This is a genomic window from Nonomuraea sp. 3N208 (assembly GCF_052245935.1).
Taxonomy (GTDB): Bacteria; Actinomycetota; Actinomycetes; order Streptosporangiales; family Streptosporangiaceae; genus Nonomuraea.
This window is the reverse complement of the sequence record NZ_JBQQBR010000048.1, coordinates 44,336-70,363: the sequence shown is the minus strand read 5'-3', so window position 1 is coordinate 70,363 and position 26,028 is coordinate 44,336. Positions and strand designations below refer to the sequence as shown.

Annotated in this window: 19 protein-coding genes; 9 read left to right on the top strand and 10 right to left on the bottom strand. The window is 67.9% G+C overall.

All coding sequences use genetic code 11. From position 1 onward, the window contains the following. The first annotated feature begins 13 nt into the window (after positions 1 to 13). Positions 14 to 2,188, top strand: coding sequence for a DUF6351 family protein (locus tag ACTWPT_RS48750; protein ID WP_443184379.1), 2,175 nt, complete (start codon positions 14 to 16; stop codon positions 2,186 to 2,188). 61 nt (positions 2,189 to 2,249) lie between these two features. Then, positions 2,250 to 4,388: a sialate O-acetylesterase gene (locus ACTWPT_RS48745; protein ID WP_443184378.1), complete on the top strand. Its 2,139-nt coding sequence runs from the start codon at positions 2,250 to 2,252 to the stop codon at positions 4,386 to 4,388. A gap of 307 nt (positions 4,389 to 4,695) precedes the next feature. Here ACTWPT_RS48745 and ACTWPT_RS48740 read toward each other — a convergent pair whose 3' ends face one another. From ACTWPT_RS48740 to ACTWPT_RS48715, 6 genes are read right to left on the bottom strand one after another with little or no spacing between them, the layout of a single operon-like run. Continuing rightward, positions 4,696 to 5,910, bottom strand: a complete 1,215-nt coding sequence (locus ACTWPT_RS48740; protein ID WP_443184377.1) for an ROK family protein — start codon at positions 5,908 to 5,910, stop codon at positions 4,696 to 4,698. Beyond that, the gene (locus tag ACTWPT_RS48735; RefSeq protein ID WP_443184376.1) at positions 5,907 to 6,758 is read right to left on the bottom strand and encodes a PmoA family protein; all 852 of its coding nucleotides are present in this window, start codon (positions 6,756 to 6,758) and stop codon (positions 5,907 to 5,909) included. Before ACTWPT_RS48735 ends, ACTWPT_RS48740 begins: the two co-directional genes overlap by 4 nt. Before the next feature lie 53 nt (positions 6,759 to 6,811). Next, on the bottom strand, positions 6,812 to 8,185 hold the full coding sequence (locus ACTWPT_RS48730; RefSeq protein WP_443184375.1) for a Gfo/Idh/MocA family protein: 1,374 nt from the start codon (positions 8,183 to 8,185) through the stop codon (positions 6,812 to 6,814). Next, positions 8,186 to 9,049 carry a carbohydrate ABC transporter permease gene (locus ACTWPT_RS48725; protein WP_443184374.1) on the bottom strand — a complete coding sequence of 288 codons (864 nt, stop codon included), beginning with the start codon at positions 9,047 to 9,049 and terminating at the stop codon, positions 8,186 to 8,188. After that, positions 9,039 to 9,959, bottom strand: coding sequence for a carbohydrate ABC transporter permease (locus ACTWPT_RS48720; RefSeq protein WP_443184373.1), 921 nt, complete (start codon positions 9,957 to 9,959; stop codon positions 9,039 to 9,041). The genes ACTWPT_RS48725 and ACTWPT_RS48720 overlap by 11 nt, the downstream gene beginning before the upstream one ends. A gap of 11 nt (positions 9,960 to 9,970) precedes the next feature. Continuing rightward, positions 9,971 to 11,254: an ABC transporter substrate-binding protein gene (locus ACTWPT_RS48715; RefSeq protein WP_443184372.1), complete on the bottom strand. Its 1,284-nt coding sequence runs from the start codon at positions 11,252 to 11,254 to the stop codon at positions 9,971 to 9,973. Between the two features lie 226 nt (positions 11,255 to 11,480). On the opposite strand from ACTWPT_RS48715, the gene ACTWPT_RS48710 reads away from it, so the two are divergent. Together ACTWPT_RS48710 and ACTWPT_RS48705 are read left to right on the top strand one after the other, a co-directional pair. After that, positions 11,481 to 12,707, top strand: coding sequence for a pectate lyase family protein (locus ACTWPT_RS48710; protein WP_443184371.1), 1,227 nt, complete (start codon positions 11,481 to 11,483; stop codon positions 12,705 to 12,707). A 166-nt stretch (positions 12,708 to 12,873) separates the two neighbouring features. Continuing rightward, positions 12,874 to 13,872 carry a pectinesterase family protein gene (locus ACTWPT_RS48705; protein WP_443184370.1) on the top strand — a complete coding sequence of 333 codons (999 nt, stop codon included), beginning with the start codon at positions 12,874 to 12,876 and terminating at the stop codon, positions 13,870 to 13,872. Positions 13,873 to 14,120: 248 nt separating this feature from the next. Here the strand turns inward: ACTWPT_RS48705 and ACTWPT_RS48700 are convergent, their stop codons facing one another. Beyond that, positions 14,121 to 14,291 (bottom strand): hypothetical protein, encoded by a 171-nt coding sequence (locus tag ACTWPT_RS48700; protein WP_443184369.1) that lies wholly within the window; start codon positions 14,289 to 14,291, stop codon positions 14,121 to 14,123. 596 nt (positions 14,292 to 14,887) lie between these two features. Between ACTWPT_RS48700 and ACTWPT_RS48695 the strand changes: the two genes are divergently transcribed. The 5 genes from ACTWPT_RS48695 (at position 14,888) to ACTWPT_RS48675 (ending at position 22,854) form a co-directional block, all read left to right on the top strand. Then, positions 14,888 to 16,210 (top strand): cellulose binding domain-containing protein, encoded by a 1,323-nt coding sequence (locus tag ACTWPT_RS48695; protein ID WP_443184368.1) that lies wholly within the window; start codon positions 14,888 to 14,890, stop codon positions 16,208 to 16,210. 377 nt (positions 16,211 to 16,587) lie between these two features. Continuing rightward, complete coding sequence (locus ACTWPT_RS48690) at positions 16,588 to 17,625, top strand: ketoacyl-ACP synthase III family protein (RefSeq protein ID WP_443184367.1); 1,038 nt, start codon at positions 16,588 to 16,590, stop codon at positions 17,623 to 17,625. Positions 17,626 to 17,689: 64 nt separating this feature from the next. Continuing rightward, complete coding sequence (locus tag ACTWPT_RS48685; protein ID WP_443184366.1) at positions 17,690 to 17,956, top strand: acyl carrier protein; 267 nt, start codon at positions 17,690 to 17,692, stop codon at positions 17,954 to 17,956. A 13-nt stretch (positions 17,957 to 17,969) separates the two neighbouring features. Continuing rightward, complete coding sequence (locus ACTWPT_RS48680) at positions 17,970 to 19,013, top strand: ketoacyl-ACP synthase III family protein (RefSeq protein ID WP_443184365.1); 1,044 nt, start codon at positions 17,970 to 17,972, stop codon at positions 19,011 to 19,013. A 49-nt stretch (positions 19,014 to 19,062) separates the two neighbouring features. Further along, positions 19,063 to 22,854: a type I polyketide synthase gene (locus ACTWPT_RS48675; protein WP_443184364.1), complete on the top strand. Its 3,792-nt coding sequence runs from the start codon at positions 19,063 to 19,065 to the stop codon at positions 22,852 to 22,854. Between the two features lie 201 nt (positions 22,855 to 23,055). Here ACTWPT_RS48675 and ACTWPT_RS48670 read toward each other — a convergent pair whose 3' ends face one another. From ACTWPT_RS48670 to ACTWPT_RS48660, 3 genes are read right to left on the bottom strand one after another with little or no spacing between them, the layout of a single operon-like run. Further along, positions 23,056 to 24,267 (bottom strand): ADP-dependent glucokinase/phosphofructokinase, encoded by a 1,212-nt coding sequence (locus ACTWPT_RS48670; RefSeq protein ID WP_443184363.1) that lies wholly within the window; start codon positions 24,265 to 24,267, stop codon positions 23,056 to 23,058. Position 24,268: 1 nt separating this feature from the next. Further along, positions 24,269 to 25,129, bottom strand: coding sequence for a ketose-bisphosphate aldolase (locus tag ACTWPT_RS48665; RefSeq protein WP_138718018.1), 861 nt, complete (start codon positions 25,127 to 25,129; stop codon positions 24,269 to 24,271). A 54-nt stretch (positions 25,130 to 25,183) separates the two neighbouring features. Next, positions 25,184 to 26,026: a carbohydrate ABC transporter permease gene (locus tag ACTWPT_RS48660; RefSeq protein WP_443184362.1), complete on the bottom strand. Its 843-nt coding sequence runs from the start codon at positions 26,024 to 26,026 to the stop codon at positions 25,184 to 25,186. Positions 26,027 to 26,028 lie beyond the last annotated feature (2 nt).

Sequence of the window (26,028 nt, the reverse complement as noted above, 5' to 3'; positions counted from 1 at the left end):
ACGGAGGCACGCAATGCGCCCTGTCACTGGATACCGTTCGCCACGATCCCTACTCGCCGCGGTCTTAGCCGTGGTCGCCGTCACCGCGTCCACGGTCCTCGCGCCCTACGCCGCACCGGCAGCGGCCGCCGGCAGCGACAGTCTGCGACTGGTGGCGTTGTCGGCCAGACCCGAACTGGTGACGGCGGACGACGTGCTCGTCACCGCGGCGGTGCCGCGCGGCAAGCCGTTGGACGCGGTCCGGTTCACGCTCAACGGCGCCGACATCACCGGCTCCTTCCGGGCAGACGCGAACGCGCACGCCTTCACCGGCCTGGTCGATCGGCTGCGGCCCGGACGCAACCACCTTGTCGCGACCGCGGGGCCGCTGCGCGACCAGCTCGTCCTGACGAACCATCCGGCCACGGGGCCGGTGATCAGCGGTCCGCACGAAACGCCGTACGTCTGCACCACAGACCGGTTCCGCCTGGTCGACGGCGGCACGCTCGGCGACCCTCTCGACGCCGACTGCTCCGTGGCCACCCGGGTCGACTACGCCTACCGGTCGACCAGCGGAAAGACCCTGCCGCTGCCGGATCCGGCGGCCAGACCCGACGACCTCGCCTGGACGACCACCCTCACCGGCCAGACGGTCCCGTTCCTCATCCGGATCGAGACCGGCACGGTCAACCGGTCGATCTACCAGATCTCCATGCTGCACGACCCGGCGACGGAAGAACCCGCCTTCCACCGGCGCAGCCCCGGCTGGAACGACCGGCTCATCTACACCTTCGGCGGCGGCTGCCGGCGCGGCTGGTACACCCAGGGCACGAACACCGGCGGTGTACTGGACCCGCAGATGCTCGGCCGCGGCTACGCGGTCGCGTCGGCGTCGCTGAACGTCTTCGGCAACAACTGCAACGACCTGCTCGCGGCAGAGACCATGATGATGGTCAAGGAACGGTTCGTCGAGCGCTACGGCGATCCGCTGTTCACCATCGGCTGGGGTTCTTCTGGAGGTTCCTACCAGGGACACCAGATCGCGGACAACTACCCGGGTCTGCTGGACGGCATCGTGGTCGGGCAGTCGTTCCCCGACGTCACGTCCGCGACGAACTTCACGCTGTTCGACTCCCGGTTGCTCGAGCACTATTTCACCGAGGTCGCGCCGGACACGTTCAGCCAGGAGGAGCAGCGCCAGGTCGCCGGTTTCCGGCGGTGGGAGAGCATCCGCAACCTCAGCGACGGCGCGAAGCGGCTGGACCCGGTCGCCGAGTTCCCCACGGTGTTGCCCGCGGAGCTGCGCTACCACCCGCAGACCAACCCCCGTGGAGCGCGCGGAGACGTCTACGACCACACCGTGAACGTCTACGGACGCGATCCGGCCACCGGGTTCGCCCGGCGGGCCCTGGACAACGTGGGGGTGCAGTACGGGCTGGCCGCGCTGAACTCGGGCGCGATCACCCCGCAGCAGTTCCTCGACCTCAACCAGGGCATCGGGGGACTGGACATCGACGCCAAGCCGACGGCGCAGCGCACCGCGGCGGACCCGATCGCGAGGGACGCCGCCCACCGCACCGGGCGCATTCTCTTCGGCGGGGCCGGCCTGGCCGGCACGCCGATCATCGACTACCGGTCGTACTCCGATGACGCCGCGAACGGCGACATCCACATGATGACGCACGGTTACGCCACCCGGGCGCGGCTGGAGGCGGCGAACGGCGACGCGGACAACCAGGTCTTCCTCGTGGAGGACAACCGTTTCGGCGGGTTCAGCCTCACCAGCCCAACCCTGCGGTACGCCCTGACGAGCATGGAGGAGTGGCTGACCGCGATCGTGGGCGATGACTCGCGGCTGTCCGCACACCAAAAGGTGGTGCGGAACAAGCCGGCTGATCTCACCGACGCCTGCTGGAGCCGCGACGCCGAGCCTCGCAAGATCGTTCAACGGCTCACTGCGGACAATGCCGGAGAGTGCGGACAGCAGTTCCCTGCCTACCCCACTCCACGACTGGTAGCCGGCGCTCCGCTTACCGATGACGTGGTGACCTGCCACCGCAAGGCCGTCGACTGGAGCGACTACCGGGTGACCTTCAGCCCGGCCGAGCGCCGTCGGCTGTTGGAGGTCTTCCCATCGGGCGTGTGTGACTGGACGAAGCCCGGAGTCGGGCAGCGGCCGTTGCGCGATACCTGGCTGGCGTTCAACTGATCTCGGGTGCGCGGCCCGCCCGCCGTCTACCCTCCCGACCTCAACCCATGGAGGAGTGCCCATGCCGCGACATCGGCTCCACACCCGCCTGTTAGCCACCGGATGCGCTGCCCTGGCATTCGCCGCGGCAACCGTTTCCGCCTCCGGCGTCGCTGCCGCTGAACCTACCGCCACCGACGCCTGGTCGACGTCCTGCGACGCCGAGGCCGCGGACTACCGGCTGGTGCGAGTGCTCGACCTGCCCGCCGCCGCGAACTGGCGGGACACAACCCCTCCCTACACATTCGACGATACCGCCGGCGTCGCCGGTGGTTTCGACCGGGTCGGCTACTGCCTGGAGCTCACCACCGACGCGGGTACGACCTGGGTGTGGACGTCGATGGAGGCGCTGAGCGGCAACCCCGACGACCTGGGCCTGCCGACCCGCATGGAGCAGTCGCGGCACCAGTTCGTAGACGACCTGACGGTCGCCTCCAACGTGCCCGGCGTACAGGAGGTCGACGGCGGCTCCGGCTGGGTCGAGATGTGGCCCAACCAGTACGACGGGACGGGGTCGCGGCAGATACCGGGAGCGTCCGAGACCGCCCGCGATGCCGACGACGCGGTCCTGTGGGCGAACGGGTACGGCTCGTTCCAGGTGCACGCGTTCGCCGACGCCGGCGACGCCCGCGGCCCGCGGACCGCGGACGCCGCCACCGCGACTCCGGTGCTGGCCGTCAACGCCTTCACCACCGCCGGCCCTCAGACGATGGACATCGGCATCGGCGCCGGCCCGGGCGAAAACCCCGACTGGACGTCCGCCCAGAACGCCGGCGACTACACCACCCGGCGGCTCACCTTCTACGCCCGGCCGTCGCTGGCCCGGGTGGACACCGCCCCGATTTCGCGGCAGGTGGTCCCCCGCCCGGGCCGCACCGCCACCAGCGTGTCGGTGCCGGTCAGCGGGGTAGCACTTGACCCGGATGTCACCGCGGTCGAGCTGCGGACCACCCGCGACGGCCGGCAGACGACCCGACGGGCCACTGTGTCACCGGCGGCACCGCGGTTCTCGTTCACCGTCTCGCTGCCTGTGGCGCTGACGTCGACCGACCTGGAACTCGTCGCGCTCACCGCCGACGGCAACAGCCACCGCATCGGACGCGCGGTCGACGTCGTCGCCGGTGACGTCATCGTCGTGCAGGGCCAGTCGAACGCGCAGGCCGGCCAGCAGTCGAACTCGACGTCGTCGGAGGCGGACCGGTCCCGGTGGGTACGTACCTTTGGTACGTCCAACAACAACACCCCGCGGCTGGCCGCCGCCATCGGCGGCTGGACCTACGCCATGGGCGACAACGTCCAGCGGGTCGCGGCGATCGGCCAGTGGGCGGTCCGGATGGGACAGCTGATGTCGGCCGAGCTCGGCATCCCGATCGCCATCGTCAACGGTGCCCGTGGTGGCCGGCCGATCAGCTACTTCGCCCGCAACGACAGCGACCCCACCGATGGCGCGACCAGCTACGGGATGCTGCTGCAACGGCTCACCCGGGCCGGCCTGACCGGGCCGGACGCCATCGACGTCATGCTGTGGTACCAGGGTGAGGCCGACCGCGACAAGGCTGAGGTACACGTCGCCGGGTTCACCGAGCTGGTCGCGGACTGGCGCCAAGACTACGGCGCCGAGCTGCCGGTCTACGTCCACCAGGTCCGGAGCTCCCCATGCGACCAGGCGATCCCGGTGGCGCTGCGGGACGCCCAACGGCGGCTGCCGGACACCATCGACAACCTGCGGGTGCTGTCGACGACCGGCATCAACGGTCACGACGGCTGCCACTTTGACTACATCGACGGCTACCGCACCTTCGGTGAACACAACGCGGCCATGCTTCTCGACGACCTGTACCGCCCGGGTGCCCCGAAGGTGGCGCCACCGAACCCCAGAGCGGCTCACCGGATCGACGACAACCCGCACCAACTGGTGGTGAAACTCCGCTCACCCGCCGACCCGCTGACCGTCGAGGATGGCGCCGCCGCGGACTTCCTGGTGCCGGGCACCGTCGTGGAATCCGTGCGCTGGCAACGCGGCCATGGCCTGGTGCTGACGCTGGACCGGCCGGTACCGGCCGACGCCACTGTGGCGTACGTCGCCCACCGTCGCGCCGGCCCCCGCGTCATCGACACTCTCGGCATGGGTCTGCTCGCCTTCCAGATCCCCGTCGAATAGTGCGCCGCACAACGTGGTCGTGGGACTCGGTCACTTGCCGCGCATCACCGCGCGCTCGTGCCCGCCGTTGCACGATCCCAGCGAGGTGATCGACATGACGGCCCAGATCCACCGTCGAAGGACGGCCGCTGGGTCCGGCAGCACCACCAGGCGCAGCTCCGGGCCGAGCCAGGCGCGGCCCCCGCCGCCTGGACGGCCACCCGGCCGATGGCGTCCAGGATCTGCTCTCGGGAGGTGATGGCACGGGTGGCCGGCTGCAGGGCCAGAGCCCGGAAGGCGTCGACCATGCGCCAAGTCCGCCGGAGGTTCAGGCCTGGCGGGCGAGCCAGACGGTGGGCTGCCGGCGGATCTGGTCGATGGAGGTGAGCGCCGCGCCGATCACGGCGGCGTCCGGGCCGAGCAGGGCGGGACGGACGGTGACGGGAGCCCAGGCGGCGGTGAGCACGCGCCGGTCGATCTCGGCCTTGGCGGCGGCGGTGAGCCAGGACGACATCAGCGCGAAGCTGCCGCCCAGCAGCACGGTGTCGATGTCGAGGATGTTCAGCACGCTCGACAGGGCGATGCCGAGTGCGGTGCCGGCCCGCTCCAGGGCGGCGAGCGTGGGCGGGGAGCCTGCCTCGGCGCGCTCGGTGACAACGTTGTCCGGATTGGCGGACTCCGGAGCGGGGTCGTCGCCAAGGATGGCGGCGGTGCTGGCGTAGGTCTGCAGGCAGCCGCGAGACCCGCACGGGCAGTCAGCGCCGTCGGGGTGGACGGTGACGTGGCCGAACTCGCCGCTCCAGCCGCGGGCGCCGCGCATGAGATGGCCGCCCAGCACGATCCCGGCGCCGATGCCGAGGCCGCCGGAGACGTAGACGAAGCTGTCGAGGGTGTTGTCTCCGGCGTACAGCTCGCTGAGGGCGGCCAGGTTGGCCTCGTTTTCGACGGCGGCGGTCAGGCCCATGTCGCCGAGGAACGTTCCGGCGGGCACGTCGCGCCAGCCGAGCGCAGGGGCCGAGCGAACGATGCCGCCGTCGACCGGTCCGGGCACGGCCAAGGTGGTAGTGACCACGGTCAGGTCCTTGGCGGTGACGGCGTCGACAGCCTCGCGGGCCATGCGCGCCAGCTCGGTCAGGACGGCGGCGGCGTCCAGGCCGGCGTAGCGGGCCGGGGCGAAGGTCAGGTGGCGCACGGTGCCGGTCAGGTCCACGACGCACGCGGCCAGGCCGTCGGCGCGGATGTCCAGGCCCAGCCCGGCGGGACCGCGGTCCGACAGCGTGAGGCCGACGCGCGGGCGGCCCGCCCGGCCGTTGTGGGTGACGCCTTTCTCGGTGATGAGCTGTCCGGCCAGCAGTTCCTCGGCGATGCGGGTGATGGTGGGCCGGGTCAGCCCGGTGGCGGTGGCAAGCTCCGTGCGGGAGATGGGACCGCCCGCGGTGAGGATGCGCTGGAAGACCACCTCGAGATTGAGGTCGCGCAGGTTCTCCTGCCGGACGGCGCCCTCAGGCGAGCGCGGCGCGCTGGGCCGGAAGGCGGCGGTCATGTCGCCAGCCGGGCCGCGTCTTCGGCCGTGAGGCGGCCGTCGGCCACCAGGACGACCACGGTGCGGGAGATCGCCTCGTCCGGCTCCAGCACCAGCGGCTCCGCCCAGGCCACACAGGAGCCGACGCCGAGGTAGTCGCGGGCCCGGACGAACCAGCGGTCCTGGGCGGTGTCCTCGTCGCCGGGCCGGAAGACCAGGGTCCACTCCGGGGCGGCGACGGCGACCCAGGCGGCGCTCCGGCCGTGCACGGACTCCACGCCTTCGCCCGCGGCGCTGAGCACGGCGGCGCCGGTGACGTTCGGCCCGCGCCAGAAGAAGCCGCCGTAGCCCGCGCCGACCCGGCCCTTGGCCGCCGAACTCCGCATCACCAGGGCCCGCTCGGCGCCGTTGGTCAGCTGGGTCCGTACGGCCAGCGACCAGACGGCCCCGCTGAATGGCCCGTCGACCGGCGTGCAGGTGATCGTCCGCCGCTCGTCCAGCAGCGGCCCGTCGTCGGGCCCCAGCCAGCGCAGCGCGTGCGAGAGCGAGGTCTCGCTGCGGCCCAGCCAGCGATCGTGCCGCTGGCTGCCGTGATTGTCGAGCCAGGCCGGCCCGTGACCGGTCACGAAGGTGCGCCCGCCCCAGAAGTTGACCCCGTCGATGTCGGGGAAGGCCACGCCGATCCCGAACTGGTGCGGGTGGGAGTCGGGCACGGCGTCGGTCACGGTATGGCCGGCCAGGGTGCGCACGGGATGCAGGAAGGGGCGCGGTGAACTGGAAGCGGGCGCCTTCGGCTGCCAGACATAGGAGGCCACCTCTCGTCCATCCAGCCGCAGCACTTCCGTGGCCATCTCGCCGCCTTTTCGCATTCGGGGATTATGAGCGTAGTCCCCAGGCGGTGCCGCCACGAGCAGGGCGGGGGTCATGGCAATGGCAATCCCAGCTCATCCAGATAAACCGCCTTGCCGGTGCGCAGCGACTCGTTGCCCGCCACGCCGACCAGCACACTCGCGGCGCCGTCGGCGAACCCGGCGTGCCTGCTCAGCCGGTCTCCGGAGGGACCGCGGAAGACGTCGTGCAGGAGCATGGCGTCGCCGCCGCCATGGCCGCCCGCGCCTTCGGGGATGGGCACCTCGATCGCGGGCTCCCAGTGGCGCTGCAGCAGCAGACGCGAGCCACGTTGCCGGTGTCCCCCCGCAGCCACGGCACTTTCGCTCTCGGACAGATTGCTCGGGTCCAGGACTTCGGCCAGTTCGGCCTCCGGCTCGGCCAAGGCGACGGCCACCTTCGAGGCGGCGGTGGCCGCGCCGATCGTCGAGGAGGCGCCCGCGGGTGAGACGTGGGGCCGCTCGACCACGTCGAGTTCGATGCGCCCCGCCGTACCGTTGATCGCGACGCGATAGCCCTCCCAGGGGCAGTGCGCGTGCAGGGTGTAGGACATCGACGCGCCGCCCCGATAGCCGACCACCACGTTGAGGTTGTCCTCGATGGTGATGCCGTCGGAGAAGACGTCGCGGTCGCGGATGTAGCCGTCCAGGTGCTCGCCGTCCCGGTAGAGCTCACGGAGCTTCTCGTCCGAGGCCAGGTCCAGGGAGAACGGGTCGCCGTCGATGAGGCCGCGCGCGGGCCGGCTGCCCAGGCCGCGGCGGCGGGCGTTGTCAGGGCCGTAGAAGCGTAGCCCGCCACGGGCGAAGACCACCTCGGGACGGTCGCCCAGCCACCAGTTGACCAGGTCGAAGTGGTGGGTGGCCTTGTGCACCAGCAGCCCGCCGGAGGCGGCCTTGTCGCGGTGCCAGCGGCGGAAGTAGTCGGCGCCGTGCACGGTGTCCAGGCACCACTCGAAGGTGACGGAGGTGACCTCGCCGATCGCCCCGTCGGCGATGAGCTGCCGCATGAGCGCGTTGCGCGGGGAGTAGCGGTAGTTGAAGGTGACCGTCAGCTCCGACGTACCGGCCTGCAGCGCGTCGTGGATCTGCCGCACCCCGGCCAGGTCGATGGTCATGGGCTTCTCCACCACCACGTCCACCCCCGCCAGCAGCGCACGGCTCACGTAGCCGGCGTGCGTGTCGTCGCGGGAGGTGACGAAGACGACGTCGCTCTGTTTGAGCATCTCCTCGTAGGCGTCGGGGAAGTAGTGCGGCAGAGGGGCGCCGGCGATCCGGTCGTAGTAGGCCATGCGCACCTCGTTGGTGTCGCAGAAGGCCACCGGACGGCCGAGGTCGGCGTAGGGGCCGAGCAGGGCGGCCAGGTACATCTGGGCGCGCGAGCCGGTCCCGACGAAGGAATAGCGTTTCATCTACTTCAATCCAGTGGTGGCGATGCCCTTGACCAGGTACTTCTGGCCGGCGATGAAGAACCCGATGACCGGGGCGAGGGAGACGAACGACATGGCGAACATCTGCCCCCACTGGGACTGGCCCTCGGAGTCGATGAACTGGCGCACCGCCAGCGGCACGGTGTAGAGCTCCTGCTCGGTCAGGTAGAGCAGGGGAGAGAAGAACTCGTTCCAGGTCGCGATGAAGGTGAAGATCGCCGTGGTGGCGAAGGCGGGCTTGCACAGCGGCAGGATCACACTCCAGAAGATCCGGAACGTGCCCGCGCCGTCGATGCGGGCCGCCTCGTCCAGCTCCTTGGGCAGGGAGCGGATGAACTGCACCATCAGGAAGATGTAGAACGCGCTGGTGGCCAGGAAGTTCGGCACGATCAGCGGGAAGTAGGTGTTGAGCCAGCCCAGCTTGGCGAAGACGATGTACTGCGGGACCAGCAGCACGTGACCGGGGAGCATCATCGTGCCGAGCGTCAGCGCGAAGAACAGCTTGCGGCCACGGAAGTTGAGCCGGGCGAAGGCGTAGGCGGCCAGCGAGCATGACAGCAGGTTGCCCAGGATGCTCAGCACGACGATGACGACCGAGTTGACCAGGTAGAGGTCGAAGGGGAACTGCAGGGCCGTCCAGCCCTCGGTGTAGTTGGAGAAGTCCCACTCGGCGGGCCAGAGCGAGAGGTCCTTGAAGACGATCCCGGTCGGCTTGAGCGAGCTGGACACCAGCCACAGCAACGGGTAGAGCATGACGATGCTGACCAGGCATAGCAGCAGGTGTTTGGTGAAGCGCTTGCGGCGGGTGTTGCCGATGCGCTCGAGGTAGCTCTCGTCAGTTGTCATAGTGCACCCACCGCTTGGCCAGGAGGAAGTTGAGGCCGGTGAACGCCGCGATGATGATCAGCAGCATCCAGGCCATCGCCGAGGCGTAACCCATGTGGAACTGCTCGAACCCCTGCTTGTACAGGTAGAGGTTGTAGAACATCGTGGAGTTGGCCGGCCCGCCCTTGCCTCCGCTGAAGATGAACCCCTGAGTGAAGGTCTGGAACGAGGAGATCAGCGACTGGATCAGGTTGAAGAAGATGATCGGGCTGAGCAGCGGCAGCGTGATCTTGCGGAACTGCTGCCACTTGTTCGCCCCGTCGATCGCGGCGGCCTCGTAGTACATCGCCGGGATCTGCTTCAGACCGGCCAGGAAGATCACCATGGGGGAGCCGAACGTCCAGATGTGCAGGATGATCAGCGTGGTGAGGGCGTAGTCCGGGTCGGACGTCCAGCTGATCCGCTCGATGCCGAAGAAGCCGAGGAAGGCGTTGACGATGCCGTTGAGGCCGAAGATGTAGCGCCACAGCAGCACCAGCGCCACGCTGCCGCCCAGCAGCGAGGGCAGGTAGAAGATCGCCCGATAGAACGGCAGGCCCCGCACGCCCCGGTTGAGCAGCATGGCGACGCCCAGCGCGGCGGCCAGCGACAGCGGCACCGAGACGAAGGTGTAGACGAACGTGACCTTGACCGACTGCCACCAGGTGTCATCGGAGAACATCTCGGCGAAGTTCTCCAGGCCGATCCAGTTCGGCACGTTCAGCAGGTTGTAGTCGGTGAAAGCCAGGTAGAGCGAGGCGAAGAACGGGATGATCGTGAAGGCCATCCCGATGAACCAGGGCAGGATGAACAGGTAGCCCGACCGGTCCTGAGGGGATTTCGCCGCCTTGGGTGGCGAAACCGGCGCCTCGGACACGGCCGGGTCCTTCACAGACGTGAGCGTCACTGCGACAGGGCCTTCGTCGCCGCCTCGATGACCTTCTTGGCGGCCTCGGCCGGGGTCAGCCGCCCGTGCTCGACCTCGGGAGCGACCGCAGTGAGTTCGTCCTGGATGCCGCTGGCGCCCTTGGGGTAGGGCGGAACGGCGACCAGTGTCTGCTTCTGCAGGCCGATCAGATAGTCGGTAGCCGCCTGGTCGTCCTTCTCCAGCGTCGGCTTGATCGCGTCGGCGACGACGGTACTGGCGGGAACGCCCCGGGTGGTGCCCATGGCCTTGTTGGCCTCCACGTCGTTGATGAGGAAGTCGAGCAGTTGCAGCGCCTCCTTCGGGTGCTTGGAGGAGGCTGCGACCGACCACAGCGCCGGGGTGCCGATGTTCGTGCCGCGCCGCTTGGCGGTGGCCTCGCCGGGGATGCCCAGCAGCACCAGGTTGCCGCCGGAGACCTTGTTGTAGCCGAGGAAACCGTTGCTCGGGATGATCTGCGATGCGATGGAGCCCTTGGCGATGTAGGACTGGTCGGGCGAGGAACCGATCGTTTCGACGAACCCCGCAGGCGGGAAGCCGCCCTCCTTCCGCATGTCCTCGAACATCTGGAACCACTTGGTCAGCGTGGGCTCGCTGACGCCGAACTTGCCGTCGGCGGTGAAGAGGTCCTCGCCCTGCTGGGAGACGTAGACGACCAGGTTGGCCAGGGTCGCCGGGTCCACCAGGGTGCCGTAGACCTTCTTGCCGCTCTTGTCGGTGACTTCCTTGGCGAACGTGGCCAGATCCTGCCAGGTCCAGGTGGCGCCGTCGGGGATGGTCACGCCGTACTGGTCCGTGATCGTCTTGTTGACGATGTAGCCGATCGCGTTGAGGCCCGAGGGGATGCCGTAGACGGCGTCGCCGACCTTGCTGAGGCTCGCCGCGGCCTGGCTGAGGTTGGTGGTGTCCACGATGCCTGGGTGGTCATTGAGGTTGAGGAGCGACTTGCGGTCGGCGTACTCCCGCAGGCTGTCCATACGCATCATCATCAGGTCCGGCGGATTGCCGGCGGCGAAGCGGGTGGCCAGCTTGTCCTTGTAGGGGCCGCTGTCCTGGTACTCGGTCTTGATGGTGATGCCCGGGTTGGCCTTCATGAACAGGTCGAGCGCGGCCTGGGTCTTCTGGGCGCGGAAGGCGTCACCCCACCAGACCATGTTCAGCTCGATCTTGCCGGAGGCGGACTCGCTGCCGCCTCCGCCGAAACCACGTCCACAGGCGGCCACGGCCAGACCGAGTCCGGTCAGTCCGGCGGTGCGCAGCATGTCTCTTCTGGAAACCATCAGTCGTTTGCCCTTCGCACGGGGGGTTGCCAGGAGGCTACGGCCGGGTTTCCGATTGCGTCAATCCGTGAAAGAAATATTAAGGAAAGCCATTGACGGTAATTCAGCGGCCTTCCTACAGTGAGGGCACCTCGCCCCCAGACTCCCCGGCCGCGGCGACTCCGGAGACCGCCACGGCCGGGTCTCCCCCCAGGAAAGCGAACCCCCTGTGACCACTGCGCGTCATGCCGCCCTGGCGGCTGCCATCCTGACCTTGCTCGCCGCCACCGCGACCCCGGCCTCAGCTGTAGGCCATGTGGGCGGCGGTTACCACATCGTCAACGCCGAGACCGGCCAGTGCCTGGACATCAAGCTCCGGGAACTGCCCTGCCGCGGCCGCACCGCCGAGCTCCGCCTGGAGGCCGCGGCGGGCGGTCAGGTCCGCCTGGTCAACGGCGCCAACCGCGGCTCCGCCGAGGTCACCCTGACCTACGCGGGCGACGGCAAGTACCAGATCGCCGACCGGCTCTGGACCTTCCGCCCGGTGGTCGGGCCCCGCCACTGGTCCGGCCAGGCGGATGGCTTCGCCGCGGGTACCACGGGTGGCGAGGGCGGCCAGGTCGTCACCGTGACCACCCAGGAAGAGCTGAACACCTACGTCACGGCCGCCGAGCCGTACATCATCAAGGTCGCCGGCCCGATCGAGATCAGTCCGAAGGGGACCGAGCTCAAGGTGGCCTCCAACAAGACCATCATCGGGGTCGGTACGGCAGGCGAGATCGCCGGCGGCGGCTTCTTCCTCGGCGCCACCACGAGCAACGTGATCATCCGGAACCTGACGATCCGGGACACCCTCATGCCCGAGGACGACCCGGATGACAAGGACTTCGACTACGACGCCATCCAGATCGATTCCGCGACGAAGGTCTGGATCGACCACAACCGGCTCGCCCGGATGAACGACGGCCTGCTCGACAGCCGCAAGGACGCCACCGACATCACGGTGTCGTGGAACCAGTTCCTGGACAACAACAAGACCCTCGGCATCGGCTGGACGGCCAACCTCATCACGCGGATGACTCTCCACCACAACTGGTTCGCCCGCACCAACCAGCGCAACCCCAGCGGCGGCAACCTGCTCAACATGCACATGTACAGCAACTACCTGCAGGACATCAGGTCGTACGGCAACTGGGCGCGTGGCGAGACCAAGGGTGTGATCGAGCACAGCCTCTTCCACAACGTGGCCGACCCCTACTTCGTCGATCCCGCCGGCGAGCTGGTCCAGCGGGGCAACGTCGTCACCGGCACGAGCTCCTGGCGCGACGGTCTCATCAAGGAGCAGGGGGCCGCCTTCGACCCGGCGAGCTTCTATTCCTACACCCTCGACCCCGCCACCGCCCTTCCCACGTTGCTGGCCGAGTTCTCCGGTCCGCAGCCCACTATCGGCCTTTGACAAAGGGGTGAAGCGAGCGGGCCATCCCGCGTAGCGGGGCAGGGACACTCGCGCTGCGGAGTTCACGGGGGCCGATGTTCGCCGTGTAGTTCGACTTCATTGCCGGACAGAAGCACCTCGTCAAGGGCATTGCCACGACCGGTCTCCAACAGATGGTGAAGACATCATGAGAACACAGAACCTCAGCAAGGCACGTCGCTGGATCATCCTTACCGCCACTGCGTTAGTGCTGCCGGCGGGCGTGGTGGTCGCAGCGACGTCGCCGGCCACTGCCACGCGACAGCCGACGGTGGCCGCCGACGGCAGCGGGACGTACACCACCGTCCAGGCCGCCATCGACGCCGTGCCGAGCGGCAACACCAGCCCGGTCACCATCACCGTCGCGCCCGGCACCTATCGGGAGATCGTCACGGTGCCGTCCAATAAGCCATACATCACGCTGCGCGGGCTTGGCCCCTCGCCCGACAGCACCGTCATCGTGAACAACCGCCACGCCGGAGAGTACGGCACAACGGGTAGCTCGACCATGTTCGTCTACGGTCACGACTTCACCGCCCGCAACCTGACCATCGCCAACGACTTCGACGAGAGCACTGCCACCAGCGGCGGGCAGGCGGTGGCGCTGTACACCCGGGCGGACCGTGCCGTCTATCGCGACATCCGCGTGCTCGGCGACCAGGACACCCTCTACGCCCGTGCCGGCCGTGCCTACTTCAGGAACTGCTACGTGGAAGGCACCGTCGACTTCATCTTCGGCGCGGCCAGCGCCGTCTTCGACCGCTGCGACATCTACCAGAAGCGGCTCACCGGCGGTCCGATCACCGCGGCGAGTACTCCGGCGGAGAGCACCTACGGCTTCTTGTTCTACCGGTCGACCATCACCGGCGCCGCCGACAACGTCACCCAGCTCGGCCGGCCGTGGTACCCGGATGCCCAGGTGCTGTATCGGGAATCGTGGCTGTCATCCACCATCGCGACTGCACAACCGTGGATCAACATGTCCGCGAACTCCTGGACCGCCGCCCGGTTCTTCGAGTACCGCAACACCGGACCCGGGGCTGCCGTCCATGGCAACCGTCCTCAACTGGCCGACGCCGACGCGGAGAACTACACCCCACAGAAGTACCTCGCCGGCTCGGACGGCTGGAACCCTTTCGACCTCTGATCCGCACGACGAAGGATCTCCGGCCATGCCCGAGCGGACCGTGGCTGAGAGCCGCGTTGTCGGGGCGTGACTTCGCATTCCTGGAGGGAGTGCGGCTCTTGGGCCACCGCCCCGCCGGATGCTGTCCCGTTGGTGCGAACACCACTGGGGGCGCGGACCGGGCGCCGGTCAGGCACCCGGCTTTGTACTAGAGCGCCCGCGCCCCCGGTTCGACCCCTCAGGCCCGGGGGCGCGTGTGCTTCACGGGGTCACGCGTAGAGGAAGTAGTAGCGGTACCGGCCCTCCCACTCGCATGAATAGGCGTCCCACCAGTCCTGGGTGACGCCGTGGCTCCCGATCCGCTGGCACTCCGAGTAGTCCCTGAAGACGCCGACCAGCTTCTCGGCGTGCGCCGGGGTGGCGCCGATCGTCAACGACACTCCGAGGACCATAACGGCCGAGACGAGAACAGCGCGTACCTTTCGCATTCGTCCTCCTGTGACTGGCGAGATCATGACGGTGGACATTATCACTCACTACGCGCCAGGGGGATTGTCGTGCCCGAATCAGTCGCGGGGGGCGATGAAACTTTCATCGGCGTTGTCGATGGAGCGGCGCATGTTTCACTGGTGTTTACCGCCGGTAACGCCGGTGTTACTTCCCGGGTCGCCTGTTTTCGAGAGTTCCAGCTGCTGTCAATTCCAGAGCGGGCGGCTTTGACGACCTCGTGGGTGCGTATCCGACTGCGTGTGCACGCCATGGATGATCTGAGACTGTCGTCGCGTTTTGCGCCCATAAAGTACGATTTATGCCGCTTTTCCTGTTCGATTGGAACGATACGAAGAAAACTTTGACCATCGTCACTTACGTGTCATATCGTCTCCCCGCCCATATCGATGTGAGCCGCGACACTCGAACAGGACGTTGTTCTCGCAGGCGCTACGGTCGTCGTGCTGATCGCGGCTGCCCTGGCACCGGAGGAGACACGGACGGCCACCGGGGAAGCGGCGATCATCCGACCAACCGGAGTCGCACCATGCAAGCTCGAATCAGCACGGCCATGATCGTCAGCATGGTGATGACCATGCTGGCGGCCGTCGGTGTGTCAGCAGCCTTCGCGCCGCCGGCTCACGCCACGCAGGTGATCACTGACATCGCTTACGCGCCCGCGCAGCCGGCCGGCAGCAGAGGGCATATGCTGGACCTTTACCTGCCGTCCACCGGCATCACGCCCCGGCCGCTGCTGATCTGGCACACTGGCTCGGCGTGGACGAGCGATGACGGCAAGGCCGGCACGGACGCGATCGCGGACATCTTCAACCCTCTGGGCTTCGCCGTTGCCGGCGTCAGTGTCCGGTCCAGCGCTCAAGCGATCTTCCCGGCCCAGGTGCACGACATCAAGGCGGCCATCCGCTGGTTGCGCGCGAACGCGGCCACGTACCAGCTCGACCCCAATCGCTTCGCGATCATGGGCGACTCCTCGGGCGGCTGGCTGACGGAGATGGCCACCCTGTCCGGCGGCGTGACGGCGCTGGAGGGCACCGTCGGCACGACCGGCGTCTCCAGCGCCGTGCAGGTGGGGCTCGCCTTCTACAGTCCGACCGACTTCCTGCAGATGAACGCGCAGAACCTGCCGACCGGCGGGCTGGACCACGACTCTCCCGCCTCCCCGGAATCCCTCCTGGTCGGCTGCCCGATCCAGACCTGCCCGGCCACGGTGGCCCAGGCCAATCCGATGACCTACGTCGACAGCAACGACCCGCCGCTGATGTTCCTGCACGGCCAGGCCGACTTCCTGGTGCCGCACGGGCAGAGCGTCCTGCTCTACAACAGGATCAAGGCCCAGTGCGGTGACGCCACGTTCGTGTCGGTACCCGGCGCGGATCACATGATGCCCCAGGTCATGGACCCCGCCCAGTACGGTATGCAGACCGTCCGCACCACCACCGACTGCACCGAGACCGTCGGTACCGGCACGCTCAATCCCACCTGGGCCAACTTCGCGACCTTCCTGCGCAGCGGGCTCAAGATGGGCACCTCCTGCGAGGTCGCCTACTCCACCGGCGCCTGGAACGGCGCTTTCAACGGCAGCGTGACCATCAGGAACACCGGCACGACCCCCATCAGCGGCTGGACCGTGACGTGGACCTGGCCGGGCAACCAGCAGATCACGAGCGCCTGGAACGCCACGGTGACCCAGACCGGCGCCGAGGTGGCCGCACGCGACGCCGGCCATAACTCCTACATCGGCCCCGGCTCCAGCCAGAGCCTCGGCTTCTCGGCGACCGCCACCGGGACGAACGACATTCCGGCCCAGTTCAAACTCAACAACATCGTCTGCACGAGAGTGCCCGCCTGAGACGACGCGCGCCGGGCCTGAGCCGAATGGCGACGGCCCGGCGCCGTTCTCCCGTCGTCCGGATTCCAGCCCGTTGCATTCGGAGAAACCGCGGCGTGAAGCGGAAAGACGCATTTCCAGAATTCAACACGTTCCGTCGAACCTTGATCACGGAATGTCGCCGACCAGATTTCGGATGTTGATATTGCTTCAGCCGATGGGCCGCCCCTATCCTTGCCTCTGGCAGCTCGCCGGCTTATTTCACGTTGTTTTCATTGACCGGCCGGGGGTCGCTTGATATCCCGGGACCCGAAATATATCGGATAAGCCGCCTTCCCCTGCTGAAGGCCGTTGTCCGGGATCGTCGACGAGTTAGGGGACGTGTGCGTACATCCAACATGTTCGTCAGAAGCCTCGGCGTCTATGTGCCTGACAGCGTGAGCGTCGAGCAGGCGGTTCGTGAGGGCTGGTACCCGGCCGAGGAGGCCGAGAAGTTCCATCAGATCGGCGCGGCGGTGGCCGGCGACATGCCCGCGCCCGAGATGGCGCGGCTCGCGGTCCTGGACGCGTACGACCGCTGGGGTGAGTCCTCCCCGCGCGATCTCGACCTTCTCCTCTACCCGTCGGTCTGGCACCAGGGCCCGAACGGCTGGCAGCCCCAGCACTACCTGCAGATGCACCTCCTTGGCGGGAACGTGCCGGCGTTCGAGATCCGGAGCGGCTGTGTAGGGATGATCAGCTCCCTCGAGCTGGCGGCGAGCTACCTGCAGGCCGACGCGGACCGGGAGACGGCCATGGTCGTCTCCTCGGACAACCACGGCACCCCGCTGGTGGACCGCTGGCGGATGACCCCCGGGGCGCTGATCGGCGACGCCGCGGCCGCGCTCATCCTCGGCAAGGAGTACGGCATGGCCGAGCTCCTATCGGTGAACGTGACGGTGATCCCGGAGGCCGACGCGGTCAACGACGGCGCCTACCCTCTGTTCCCCCCGGACGCCACCATCGGCAGGGGGCTGAGCTTCGGAGACCGGCACGAGGAATTCCGCCAGCGGCTGCTCAAGGCGCAGGGAACCGGGATCCACCTGACGATCCAGAAAACGATGATGCAGCAGGTCGAACGGACCCTGGACGAGGCCGGGATCGGATTTGCCGACATCACGCGGGTGGCGTTCCCGCACGGCCGGCGCGAGGACCTGGACGGGCAGATGTCCTGGCTGGGCATCGACGAAGATCAGACGACGTGGGACTACGGGCGGCGCGTCGGCCACTGCGGCGCGGTGGACCAGTTCATCGCCTTCGAGCATCTGATCGCGACCGGCGGGCTCATGGCCGGCGATCACCTGCTCATGGTCGGGTTCGGCTCAGGAACGTCCGTCGCCGCGGCGGCGTTCAGGATCCTGTCCACCTCTCCCGTCACGAGAGGGGCACGCTCATGACCGAGCTTGTCGAGGTCATCAATAGACACAGCACCTTGGTCATGAGGCCGACGAAGGAGGTCTCATGACCGAGATCACGCAGAGCCTGATCACGCAAAAGCTGGTCGACTTCATCCAGGAGAACCTCGTCCTGGACGGCGACGACATCAAGGTCGACGAGACGACCCCGCTCCTCGTGTCGGGTCTCCTGGACTCCCTGCGGACGGCGCGGCTGCTGAACTTCATCCGGAGGGACATCGGCGTCCGGATCCCCGCCGCGAAGCTCGACCCCGAGAACTTCAGGGACGTCGTGACCATCGTGACGATGGTCAGAGAACTCGAATCCGTTTAGCGGGGGCAGAGTCATGCAGTGGGCGGACACGTACATCAGCGGAGTGGGAGCCTTCCTTCCCCGGACCGTTGTCAGCGTCGAGAAGGCCGTCGCCAAAGGCTGGTACCCGGCCGAAGAGGCCGAGCTGCACAACCTGGCGGGGACGGTGGTGGCCGGTGACGTACCGGCTCCGGAGATGGCCCTGCACGCGGCGCAGAGCGCGCTCAAGCGCAGCGGGCGGACGTCGGCCGACCTGGATCTCCTCCTGTACGCCTCGACCTGGCACCAGGGGCCGGACGGCTGGCCCCCGCACTCCTACCTGCAGCGCCATCTCGTCGGCGGGAACGCCCTGGCCACCGAGATCCGGCAGGGCTGCAACGGGATGTTCATCGCCCTGGAACTCGCGGCCGGCTACCTGCACGCCGCTCCCGGCCGGCAGGCCGCCCTGCTGGTCGCCTCCGACAATTACGGCACCCCGCTGATGGACCGGTGGCGGATGGGCCCCGGCTACATCGGCGGGGACGCCGCCAGCGCGCTCGTGCTCACCAAGGAGGGAGGTTTCGCGCGCCTGATGTCGGTCTGCACGACGACGGTGGCCGAGGCCGAGGAACTGCACCGGGGCAGCGAACCCCTGTTCCCGCCGGGCGTCACGGTCGGGCGCCGGATGAGCTTCGCGGCCAGGAACGAGCAGTTCCGGCAGCAGGTCATGCCCAAGGGCGAGGCCACCGCGGCGCTGTTCAACATCCAGCGGGCGCTCATGGAGGTCGTCGAACGCGCGCTGGACGAGAGCGGGATCGAGGCCCGCGATCTCACCCGGGTGGCGTTCATGAACTACTCCGAAGAGATCGTCGAACAGCGGTGCATGGCCGTGCTCGACCTGCCCATGTCCCGCTCGACCTGGGACTACGGCCGTGCCATCGGCCACTGCGGGGCCAGCGACCAGGTCCTCTCCCTCGACCACCTGCTCATGACCGGGCAACTGGGCCCCGGCGACCACATGCTGATGCTCGGCACCGGGCCGGGAGTGACCGTCTCCGGCGCCGTGATCAAGATCATCGACACTCCTCAATGGGCCTGAAATCGAAGGGAAACGAACGCAGATGGTCGACAGTCCGCGCGGAGCCAGGGTGGAACCAGTGGCGGTCGTCGGGATCGGATGCCGTCTTCCCGGCGAGGTCCACTCACCGGACGAGTTCTGGGACCTGCTGTGCGCCGGCCGGAACACGACCCGGTCGCTGCCCGCCGAACGCTGGCGCCGGTACGAGAACCGGAGCCCCGAACACGCCGCCGCGCTGCGCGACGCCGTGCGTCACGGCAGCTTCCTGAGCGACATCGAGGGCTTCGACGCGGAGTTCTTCGGCCTGTCGCCCCGCGAGGCCGAGCTGATGGACCCGCAGCAGCGGATCCTGATGGAGACCGCCTGGGAGGCCCTGGAGAACGCCGGCCTGCCGCCGCACGAGCTGGCCGGCACCGACGCCGGAGTGTTCGTTGGGGTCTGCACCGCCGACTACGGCAGCCGTCTGCTGGAGGACCTGCCCCAGATCGAGGCGTGGACCGGGATCGGCGCCGCCACCTGCGCCGTCGCCAATCGCATCTCCTACTCCCTGGACCTGCGCGGGCCCAGCATGGCGATCGACACCGCCTGCTCGGCGTCGCTGGTCGCGCTGCACCTGGCCGCGCAGAGCCTGCGGCTCGGCGAGAGCGACGTCGCCCTCGCCGGCGGCGTCAACCTGCTGGTCACCCCGGGCCAGACCCTCACGCTCGGCACCGCCGGAGCCCTGGCCCCCGACGGGCGGTCCAAGTCGTTCGACGCGTCGGCCGACGGCTACGGACGCGGCGAGGGCTGCGGCGTGGTCGTGCTCAAGCGGCTGTCCGACGCGCAGCGCGACGGTGACCGGATCCTCGCGCTCGTCATCGGCAGCGCCGTGAACCAGGACGGTCACACCAACGGCATCATGGCGCCGTGCGGGGAGGCCCAGGAACACGTGATGATCCGGGCCTGCCGGCAGGCGGGCATCGCGCCGTCCACCGTCGACTACATCGAGGCGCACGGCACCGGGACCCGGCTGGGCGACCCGCTCGAGGCGGGGGCGCTCTCCTCCGTGTACGGCACGCGGCGGGCCCCCGGCGACCCGTGCCTCATCGGCTCGGTCAAGTCCAACATCGGCCACCTCGAAGGCGCCGCCGGCATCGCCGGCGTCATCAAGGCGGTGCTCGCCCTCGACCGCGGTGAGATCCCCCCGAGCGTGCTGACCACCCTGAACCCGGCCATCCCGTGGGAGGCCTCGGGCCTGCGCGTGGTGACCGAACGATCGGCCTGGCCGGAGCGCGACCACCCCCGCCGGGCGGGCGTCTCCAGTTTCGGGTACGGCGGCACGGTCGCGCACATCGTGCTCGAGCAGGCTCCTCCGGCCGTCGCGGCATTTCACGAGGCGCCCCGGGGCGAGGGGACGGGGGAGCGGCTGTTCCCGCTGTCGGCCGCGTCGGAGAAGGCTCTGCGGCAGTACGCGGGCAAGCTCGCCGATCACCTCGGAGAAGGGCTCGACCTGGCGTCGGCGGGGCACACGCTGGCGCTCCGGCGCACCCATCTCGCCCGTCGCGCCGTCGTGATCGGGGCGGACAGGGACGAGCTGGCGGCCAACCTGCGCAGGCTCGCGGAGGACGTGCCGGGCGAGGCCGTCCTCACCGGGGACGTGCTGCCCGAGCTCGGTCCCGGGCCGGTCTGGGTCTTCTCCGGGCAGGGCTGCCAGTGGCGCGGGATGGGGCGGGAGCTACTCGCGGTGCCGGAGTTCGCGTCCCTGGTCGACGAGGTGGAGCCGATCTTCGCTGAGGAGATCGGCTTCTCTCCCCGGCAGGTCCTGGCCGACGGCGATCTCGACACGATCGACCGCGTGCAAACCATGATCTTCGTGATGCAGCTGGGCCTCGCCAGGCTCTGGAACGCGTACGGGGTCGCTCCGAAGGCCGTCATCGGCCACTCCGTCGGCGAGATCGCGGCGGCGGTGACGGCCGGCGCGATGACCGTCGCCGACGGCGCCCGCCTGATCTGCCGCCGCTCCCGGCTGCTGCGCCAGGCCGAGGGCAAGGGGGCCATGGTGATGGTCGACCTGTCCTTCGAGGAGGCGGCCGAGAGGCTGGCCGGCCGTACCGACCTGGTGGCGGCGATCTCGTCGGCGCCCGGCTCCACCGTGCTGTCCGGCGACGTCGCCGCGGTCGAGGAGGTGGCGAACGAGTGGCCGGCCAAGGGCATCGTGGTGCGGCGGGTGGCGTCGGACGTCGCCTTCCACAGCCCGCACATGGAGCCTCTGGCCGTCGAACTGGCCGCCGCCACCGCCGACCTCTCGTTCGGCGCGCCCCGCATCCCCATGTACACGACCGCGCTGGCGGACCCGCGGTCGACGCCCGTCCTGGACAGCGCGTACTGGGCGGCGAACCTCCGGGAACCCGTGCGGCTGGCCGCGGCGACGACGGCCGCGGCGCAGGATGGCTACCGCGTGTTCCTGGAGATCTCCCCCCACCCCGTGGTCGCGCACTCCGTCACCGAGACGCTCTCGGAGAACGGGTTCGAGGACGTGTTCGTCGGCACGTCCCTGCGCCGGAACCAGCCGGAGCCGGCGACCTTCCTCATCGCGGTGGGCACGGCGCACTGCCACGGCGTCGATGTGGACTGGAGCCGGCTGCAGCCGTCCGGCGGCCTGGCCGATCTGCCGCCGTACGCCTGGCAGCACCGCCGCCACTGGCGCGAGTCCTACACCGAGGACGACAACCGAGGGCACGACGTGCACTCCCACACCCTGCTCGGAGGCGGGACCAGCCTCGCGGGCAGCCGGACCCGGGTGTGGCGGACCGGGTTGGAGGATGCCAACCGGCCCTACCCGGGCAGCCATGCCCTCAACGGGGTCGAGATCGTGCCCGCCGCCGTGTTGGTCAACACCTTCCTGCACGCCGTCGAGGACGAGGACGTCACGCTCACCGACGTGGAGATGATGCATCCGCTGATGACCGCGGAACGCAGGCAGATCCAGGTCGTGCACGAGCCTCCGGCGGTACGGCTCGCGGCCCGTACGCCGGCCGGCCCCGACGAGCCCGAACCCGCCTGGCTGGTGCACGTCACCGCGGACGTGGCTGCTCCGGGCCAGGTGAAGCCCGACGTGCTGCCGGACGCCGGCGCTCTCACACCGATCGACCCCGGGTTCGTGCACAAGCGGCTGGCCACCGTCGGCGTGCCCTCGACGGGCTTCGACTGGACGATTGAGACGCTGCTGAGCGGAGACGGCGTGCTGCGGGCCACGGTCCGCACCGAGGAACCGGGGAGCTGGGCTTCGGCGCTGGACGCGGCGATGTCCGTGGCGCCCTGCGTGTTCCCCGGCGATCCGGTGCTGCGCATGGTCGTGCACATCGACGAGGTGGTGCTGACCGGCACGCCGCCCTCGACAGTGATCATCGACGCGGCCGTGGACCCGGCCGCCGACGACACCGTGCGGGCGCTCCTGGCCGACGTGGACGGCCGGGTGATGGGACACCTCACGGGACTCCGCTACCCGGTGATCGACGCGCCCGCCACGGCCGAGGAGGATCTCCGGCAGCCCGCGGAGTCGTTCGCCGGCCTGGCGCCCGAGGACCTGCACGAGCGCGTCCTGCCCGAGGTCCGCGGGGAGATCGCGGCCGTGATGAGGCTGGCCCCTGAGGACCTGGCGATCCGGCGTCCCCTTGTCGAGCAGGGGCTGGACTCGGTGATGACCGTCATGGTCCGGCGGCGCCTGGAGAAGCGCTTCGGCTGCCGTCTCCCCGCGACCCTGCTGTGGCAGCAGCCCACCATCTCCGCGATCGCGGATCACCTGGTGGAGCTTCTCGCGACTTCGAGACCGGACACGGCGGCGGAGACCGTTCCCGAGAGCATGCCCGCGATCGGGGGTTGAGACCGCCGGCCGGGTAGCCCGAGGGACGATGCCCTCGGGCTGCCCCATGGCCTGAGTGCTGATTTGCCTGCGGACCTGTCGTCCCGACGTCCTCCAGGGGGACTCCGGAGTCGGAGAGCAGCGAGACGAAGCTGTGCCGCATCTCGCGCGGTGTCCAGTAGCAGGCGGGCATACGGCCGGTAGACGCGGGCGCGGATCATCTCACGTGATGCGCTGACTGCTTGAACCGCCCAGGGAGACTGCGGCGAGGAAACCGCCGACGAACGCATCGCCGAGCCCGATGGTCGTGGGCGCGGCAACGTCAAGATCGAATCCAGGCAGGCAACGAACAACCCCGCCCATTCGGCCTTCCAGGGCCGCGGCGAACTCCACCGCCTCCGTTCGCCTCGGCCGGTTCCGCATGAGTTCGTAGTGGTGGTTCGTGTACTCATCGCCGTGGCAGTAGCGGGTGCTGGCGATCACGATGCCCTCGTTCAGCGGCTCTGCGTACTCGCCGGCTCTCTCGCCGAATGCTGCCGACCAATACTTGGTATGCACAACCAGGGTCGTCACGGGGATGAGAGCTTGCAGCGATTCGAGGGCGCGTCCCACCTCCATCACGGAGAGCAGGTTGACGGCGTAGCCCAGGTGCGCCTGCATCTCGTCTTCGTTCAGTGCGTAAATGTCGATGACTTCCAGAAGCGCGTCGCGGACCCGTTGGCTGAGGGCCGGCTCGTGGAATCCGGCATCCTCGTAGTAGACGACCGCCTCGGGTGGAAGTTGTCGCATGTGGCTTCTCAGCGTGGACAGACGCCGGTCAAGTGTTCGCTGGTCTCGTACCGCGTTGAATCCCGAGATCAGAAAGACCCGTGCGTCGCGAAGCAACGACCCCAGTTCACCACTCAGCAGCATGGACTCGTTCGCCGGGTCGTTGACGTAGATCAATCTGTTCGGAAATGGCGCACGGATGTCGATGTCACCTGCTCGAACCCGCATGTCCTGGTCGTACTGCACGATCAGGTGCGGATAGAGGGTGTCATCGTCGCCGCTACAGATGTAGTCGCAGCTTGCCGGCAGCAGGCGGCGGACGATGTCGTTGAGACTGACCAGGTGCAGGGTGGATGGTACGCCGAGCCGGCTCATCTCCATCGCCGCTCGAACGGAGGTTCCACCCAGAGTTGTTCGTCTGGGGAACCGCCTTGCGAATGCGCTCAGGCATTCGGAGGAGGCGACGAAGTGCTCGCCTCCTCCGCCCTTTTTGAGATAGGTGAGAATCGAAATGACAAGTTCGCGCTCGTTGGTCACGGTGACCGATGAAGTCAGCTCGGCATTGTGGATCTGGTACTCGCCGACAAGTTGCTCCAAGATCGACGAGGACAGCTTGAGTTCGTAATCGACGCATCCCCCCAAGCCCAGGACTACATGACTGGTCATGTCAGTACAGAGATGCCTTGCCGGCCGCTTCGAAGAGGTCAATCTTCTGCCCGGCCACCGCCTTCATCGCATCGATGCATGGCGGTTGGATGGAGAGCGGTTCACGCAGGCTCTCATCGGCCAAGACTTCGCGCATCTTCATGTGGTAGGCCAGCTTGATGTCACTGGAGATATTAATCTTGTTAATACCGAGCTTGACCGATTGTGCAATCTCGTCGTCAGGATTGCCCGAGCCGCCGTGCAGCACGAGCGGGATCTTGACCCGATCCTTGATTTCCTTCAGCAGGTCGAGCTTGAGCTCCGGCTTCAGGGTCTTCGGGTAGATGCCGTGATAGGTGCCGATGGCCACGGCGAGACTGTCCACCCCCGTTGCCTGCACGAAGGTCACGGCGTCCGCCGGGTCGGTGTAGATGATCGCGTCGCTGCCGTCTTCGGCCTCACTGTCGGTCTTGCCGATCGTCCCCAACTCCGCCTCGACCGACAGGCCGACCGCGTGCGCGGTGTCAGCGACCTTCTTGGACAGCGCGATGTTGTCTTCGAAGGACTGCATCGAGGCATCGATCATCACCGAGGTGAAGCCGATCCGGATCGCGGTCAGCATCTCCCGATAGGTCGCGCCGTGGTCCCAGTGAATCGCGATCGGCACGGACGAGCGATGGGCTCGTTGCGTCATCGCGGCGATCACGTCCGCTCCGATGTGCCGTACCTCGTCGGGATGGATCCCGATGAAAAGCGGCGCGTTCTTCTCTTCGCTGATGTCCACGATGCCGTTGAACATGGCGTAGTCGCTGATGTTGAAGGCGGGTACGGCGAAGTTTCTTTCATTCGCGACAGCCAAGAGCACCTTGCCGGTCGTCAGCATTGCTGTATTTCTCCTTCTGAGTAGTAGATCATCGCTCGGGGCGGGGATGATGTGTCAGGCCTTGACTGCGCCGGAGGTGAGGCCGCCGATGAATCGCCGCTGGAAGAGGAGGAACAACACGAGCACCGGGATGGACCCCAGGATGCTCATGGCCATCATCTGATTCCACTCGTAGGAGTGCTGGCCCATCAGGAGCTGGATACCGATGGGAACGGTTCGCATGTCGTCGGTACGAGTGAGGGTCAGCGCGAACAGGTATTCGTTCCACGAGATCATGAAGGTGTAGACGCCGACGGCGACCAGCCCAGGAACCGAAATGGGCACCAGGATCCGCCAGAGAGCCGTCCAGCTCGACGCCCCGTCCACCTTGACGGATTCATCCAATTCCCGGGGCAGGGTGTTGAAGTACGCGGTCATCATGATGATCGCATAGGGCAAGGTGAACACCATGTGCGTGAGGATCAACCCCGGATAAGTGTTATACAGGCCGAGCGCCACCACGAGACCAAAGTAGGGAATGACGAGTGTGATCGGCGGCACGGCCTGAACAGTGACGATCACGGCGTTGATGGATCGTTTCAGCGGGAAGTTGTAGCGGCTGAATCCATACGCCGCGAGGATCGCCACGAACAATGTCAATACTGTCACCGCCAGCGCGACGATGTAACTGTTGATGAAAAACCTCAACTGGGTCTCGTCGCCCAGGATCTTTCCGTAGGCGTCGAACGAGAAGTTCTCGGTGATCAGCCGCGGCGGAACCTGGAAGACCTCCCCATTGGTCTTGAACGACGTCGACAGCATCCACACGACTGGAAGGCCGGCGAAGGCCGCGCCGATGCACAAGCCTGCGAGCACGGCGATCTTCGCGCCGAGGCGCCGCCTTTTGCGGGTGAGCACGG

Coding starts and splice junctions, on each gene's coding strand:
- ACTWPT_RS48750 (WP_443184379.1), top strand. CDS start 14: ATGCGCCCTGTCACTGGATACCGTTCGCCACGATCCCTACTCGCCGCG.
- ACTWPT_RS48745 (WP_443184378.1), top strand. CDS start 2,250: ATGCCGCGACATCGGCTCCACACCCGCCTGTTAGCCACCGGATGCGCT.
- ACTWPT_RS48740 (WP_443184377.1), bottom strand. CDS start 5,910: ATGACCGCCGCCTTCCGGCCCAGCGCGCCGCGCTCGCCTGAGGGCGCC.
- ACTWPT_RS48735 (WP_443184376.1), bottom strand. CDS start 6,758: ATGCGAAAAGGCGGCGAGATGGCCACGGAAGTGCTGCGGCTGGATGGA.
- ACTWPT_RS48730 (WP_443184375.1), bottom strand. CDS start 8,185: ATGAAACGCTATTCCTTCGTCGGGACCGGCTCGCGCGCCCAGATGTAC.
- ACTWPT_RS48725 (WP_443184374.1), bottom strand. CDS start 9,049: ATGACAACTGACGAGAGCTACCTCGAGCGCATCGGCAACACCCGCCGC.
- ACTWPT_RS48715 (WP_443184372.1), bottom strand. CDS start 11,254: ATGCTGCGCACCGCCGGACTGACCGGACTCGGTCTGGCCGTGGCCGCC.
- ACTWPT_RS48705 (WP_443184370.1), top strand. CDS start 12,874: ATGAGAACACAGAACCTCAGCAAGGCACGTCGCTGGATCATCCTTACC.
- ACTWPT_RS48695 (WP_443184368.1), top strand. CDS start 14,888: ATGCAAGCTCGAATCAGCACGGCCATGATCGTCAGCATGGTGATGACC.
- ACTWPT_RS48690 (WP_443184367.1), top strand. CDS start 16,588: ATGTTCGTCAGAAGCCTCGGCGTCTATGTGCCTGACAGCGTGAGCGTC.
- ACTWPT_RS48685 (WP_443184366.1), top strand. CDS start 17,690: ATGACCGAGATCACGCAGAGCCTGATCACGCAAAAGCTGGTCGACTTC.
- ACTWPT_RS48680 (WP_443184365.1), top strand. CDS start 17,970: ATGCAGTGGGCGGACACGTACATCAGCGGAGTGGGAGCCTTCCTTCCC.
- ACTWPT_RS48670 (WP_443184363.1), bottom strand. CDS start 24,267: ATGACCAGTCATGTAGTCCTGGGCTTGGGGGGATGCGTCGATTACGAA.
- ACTWPT_RS48665 (WP_138718018.1), bottom strand. CDS start 25,129: ATGCTGACGACCGGCAAGGTGCTCTTGGCTGTCGCGAATGAAAGAAAC.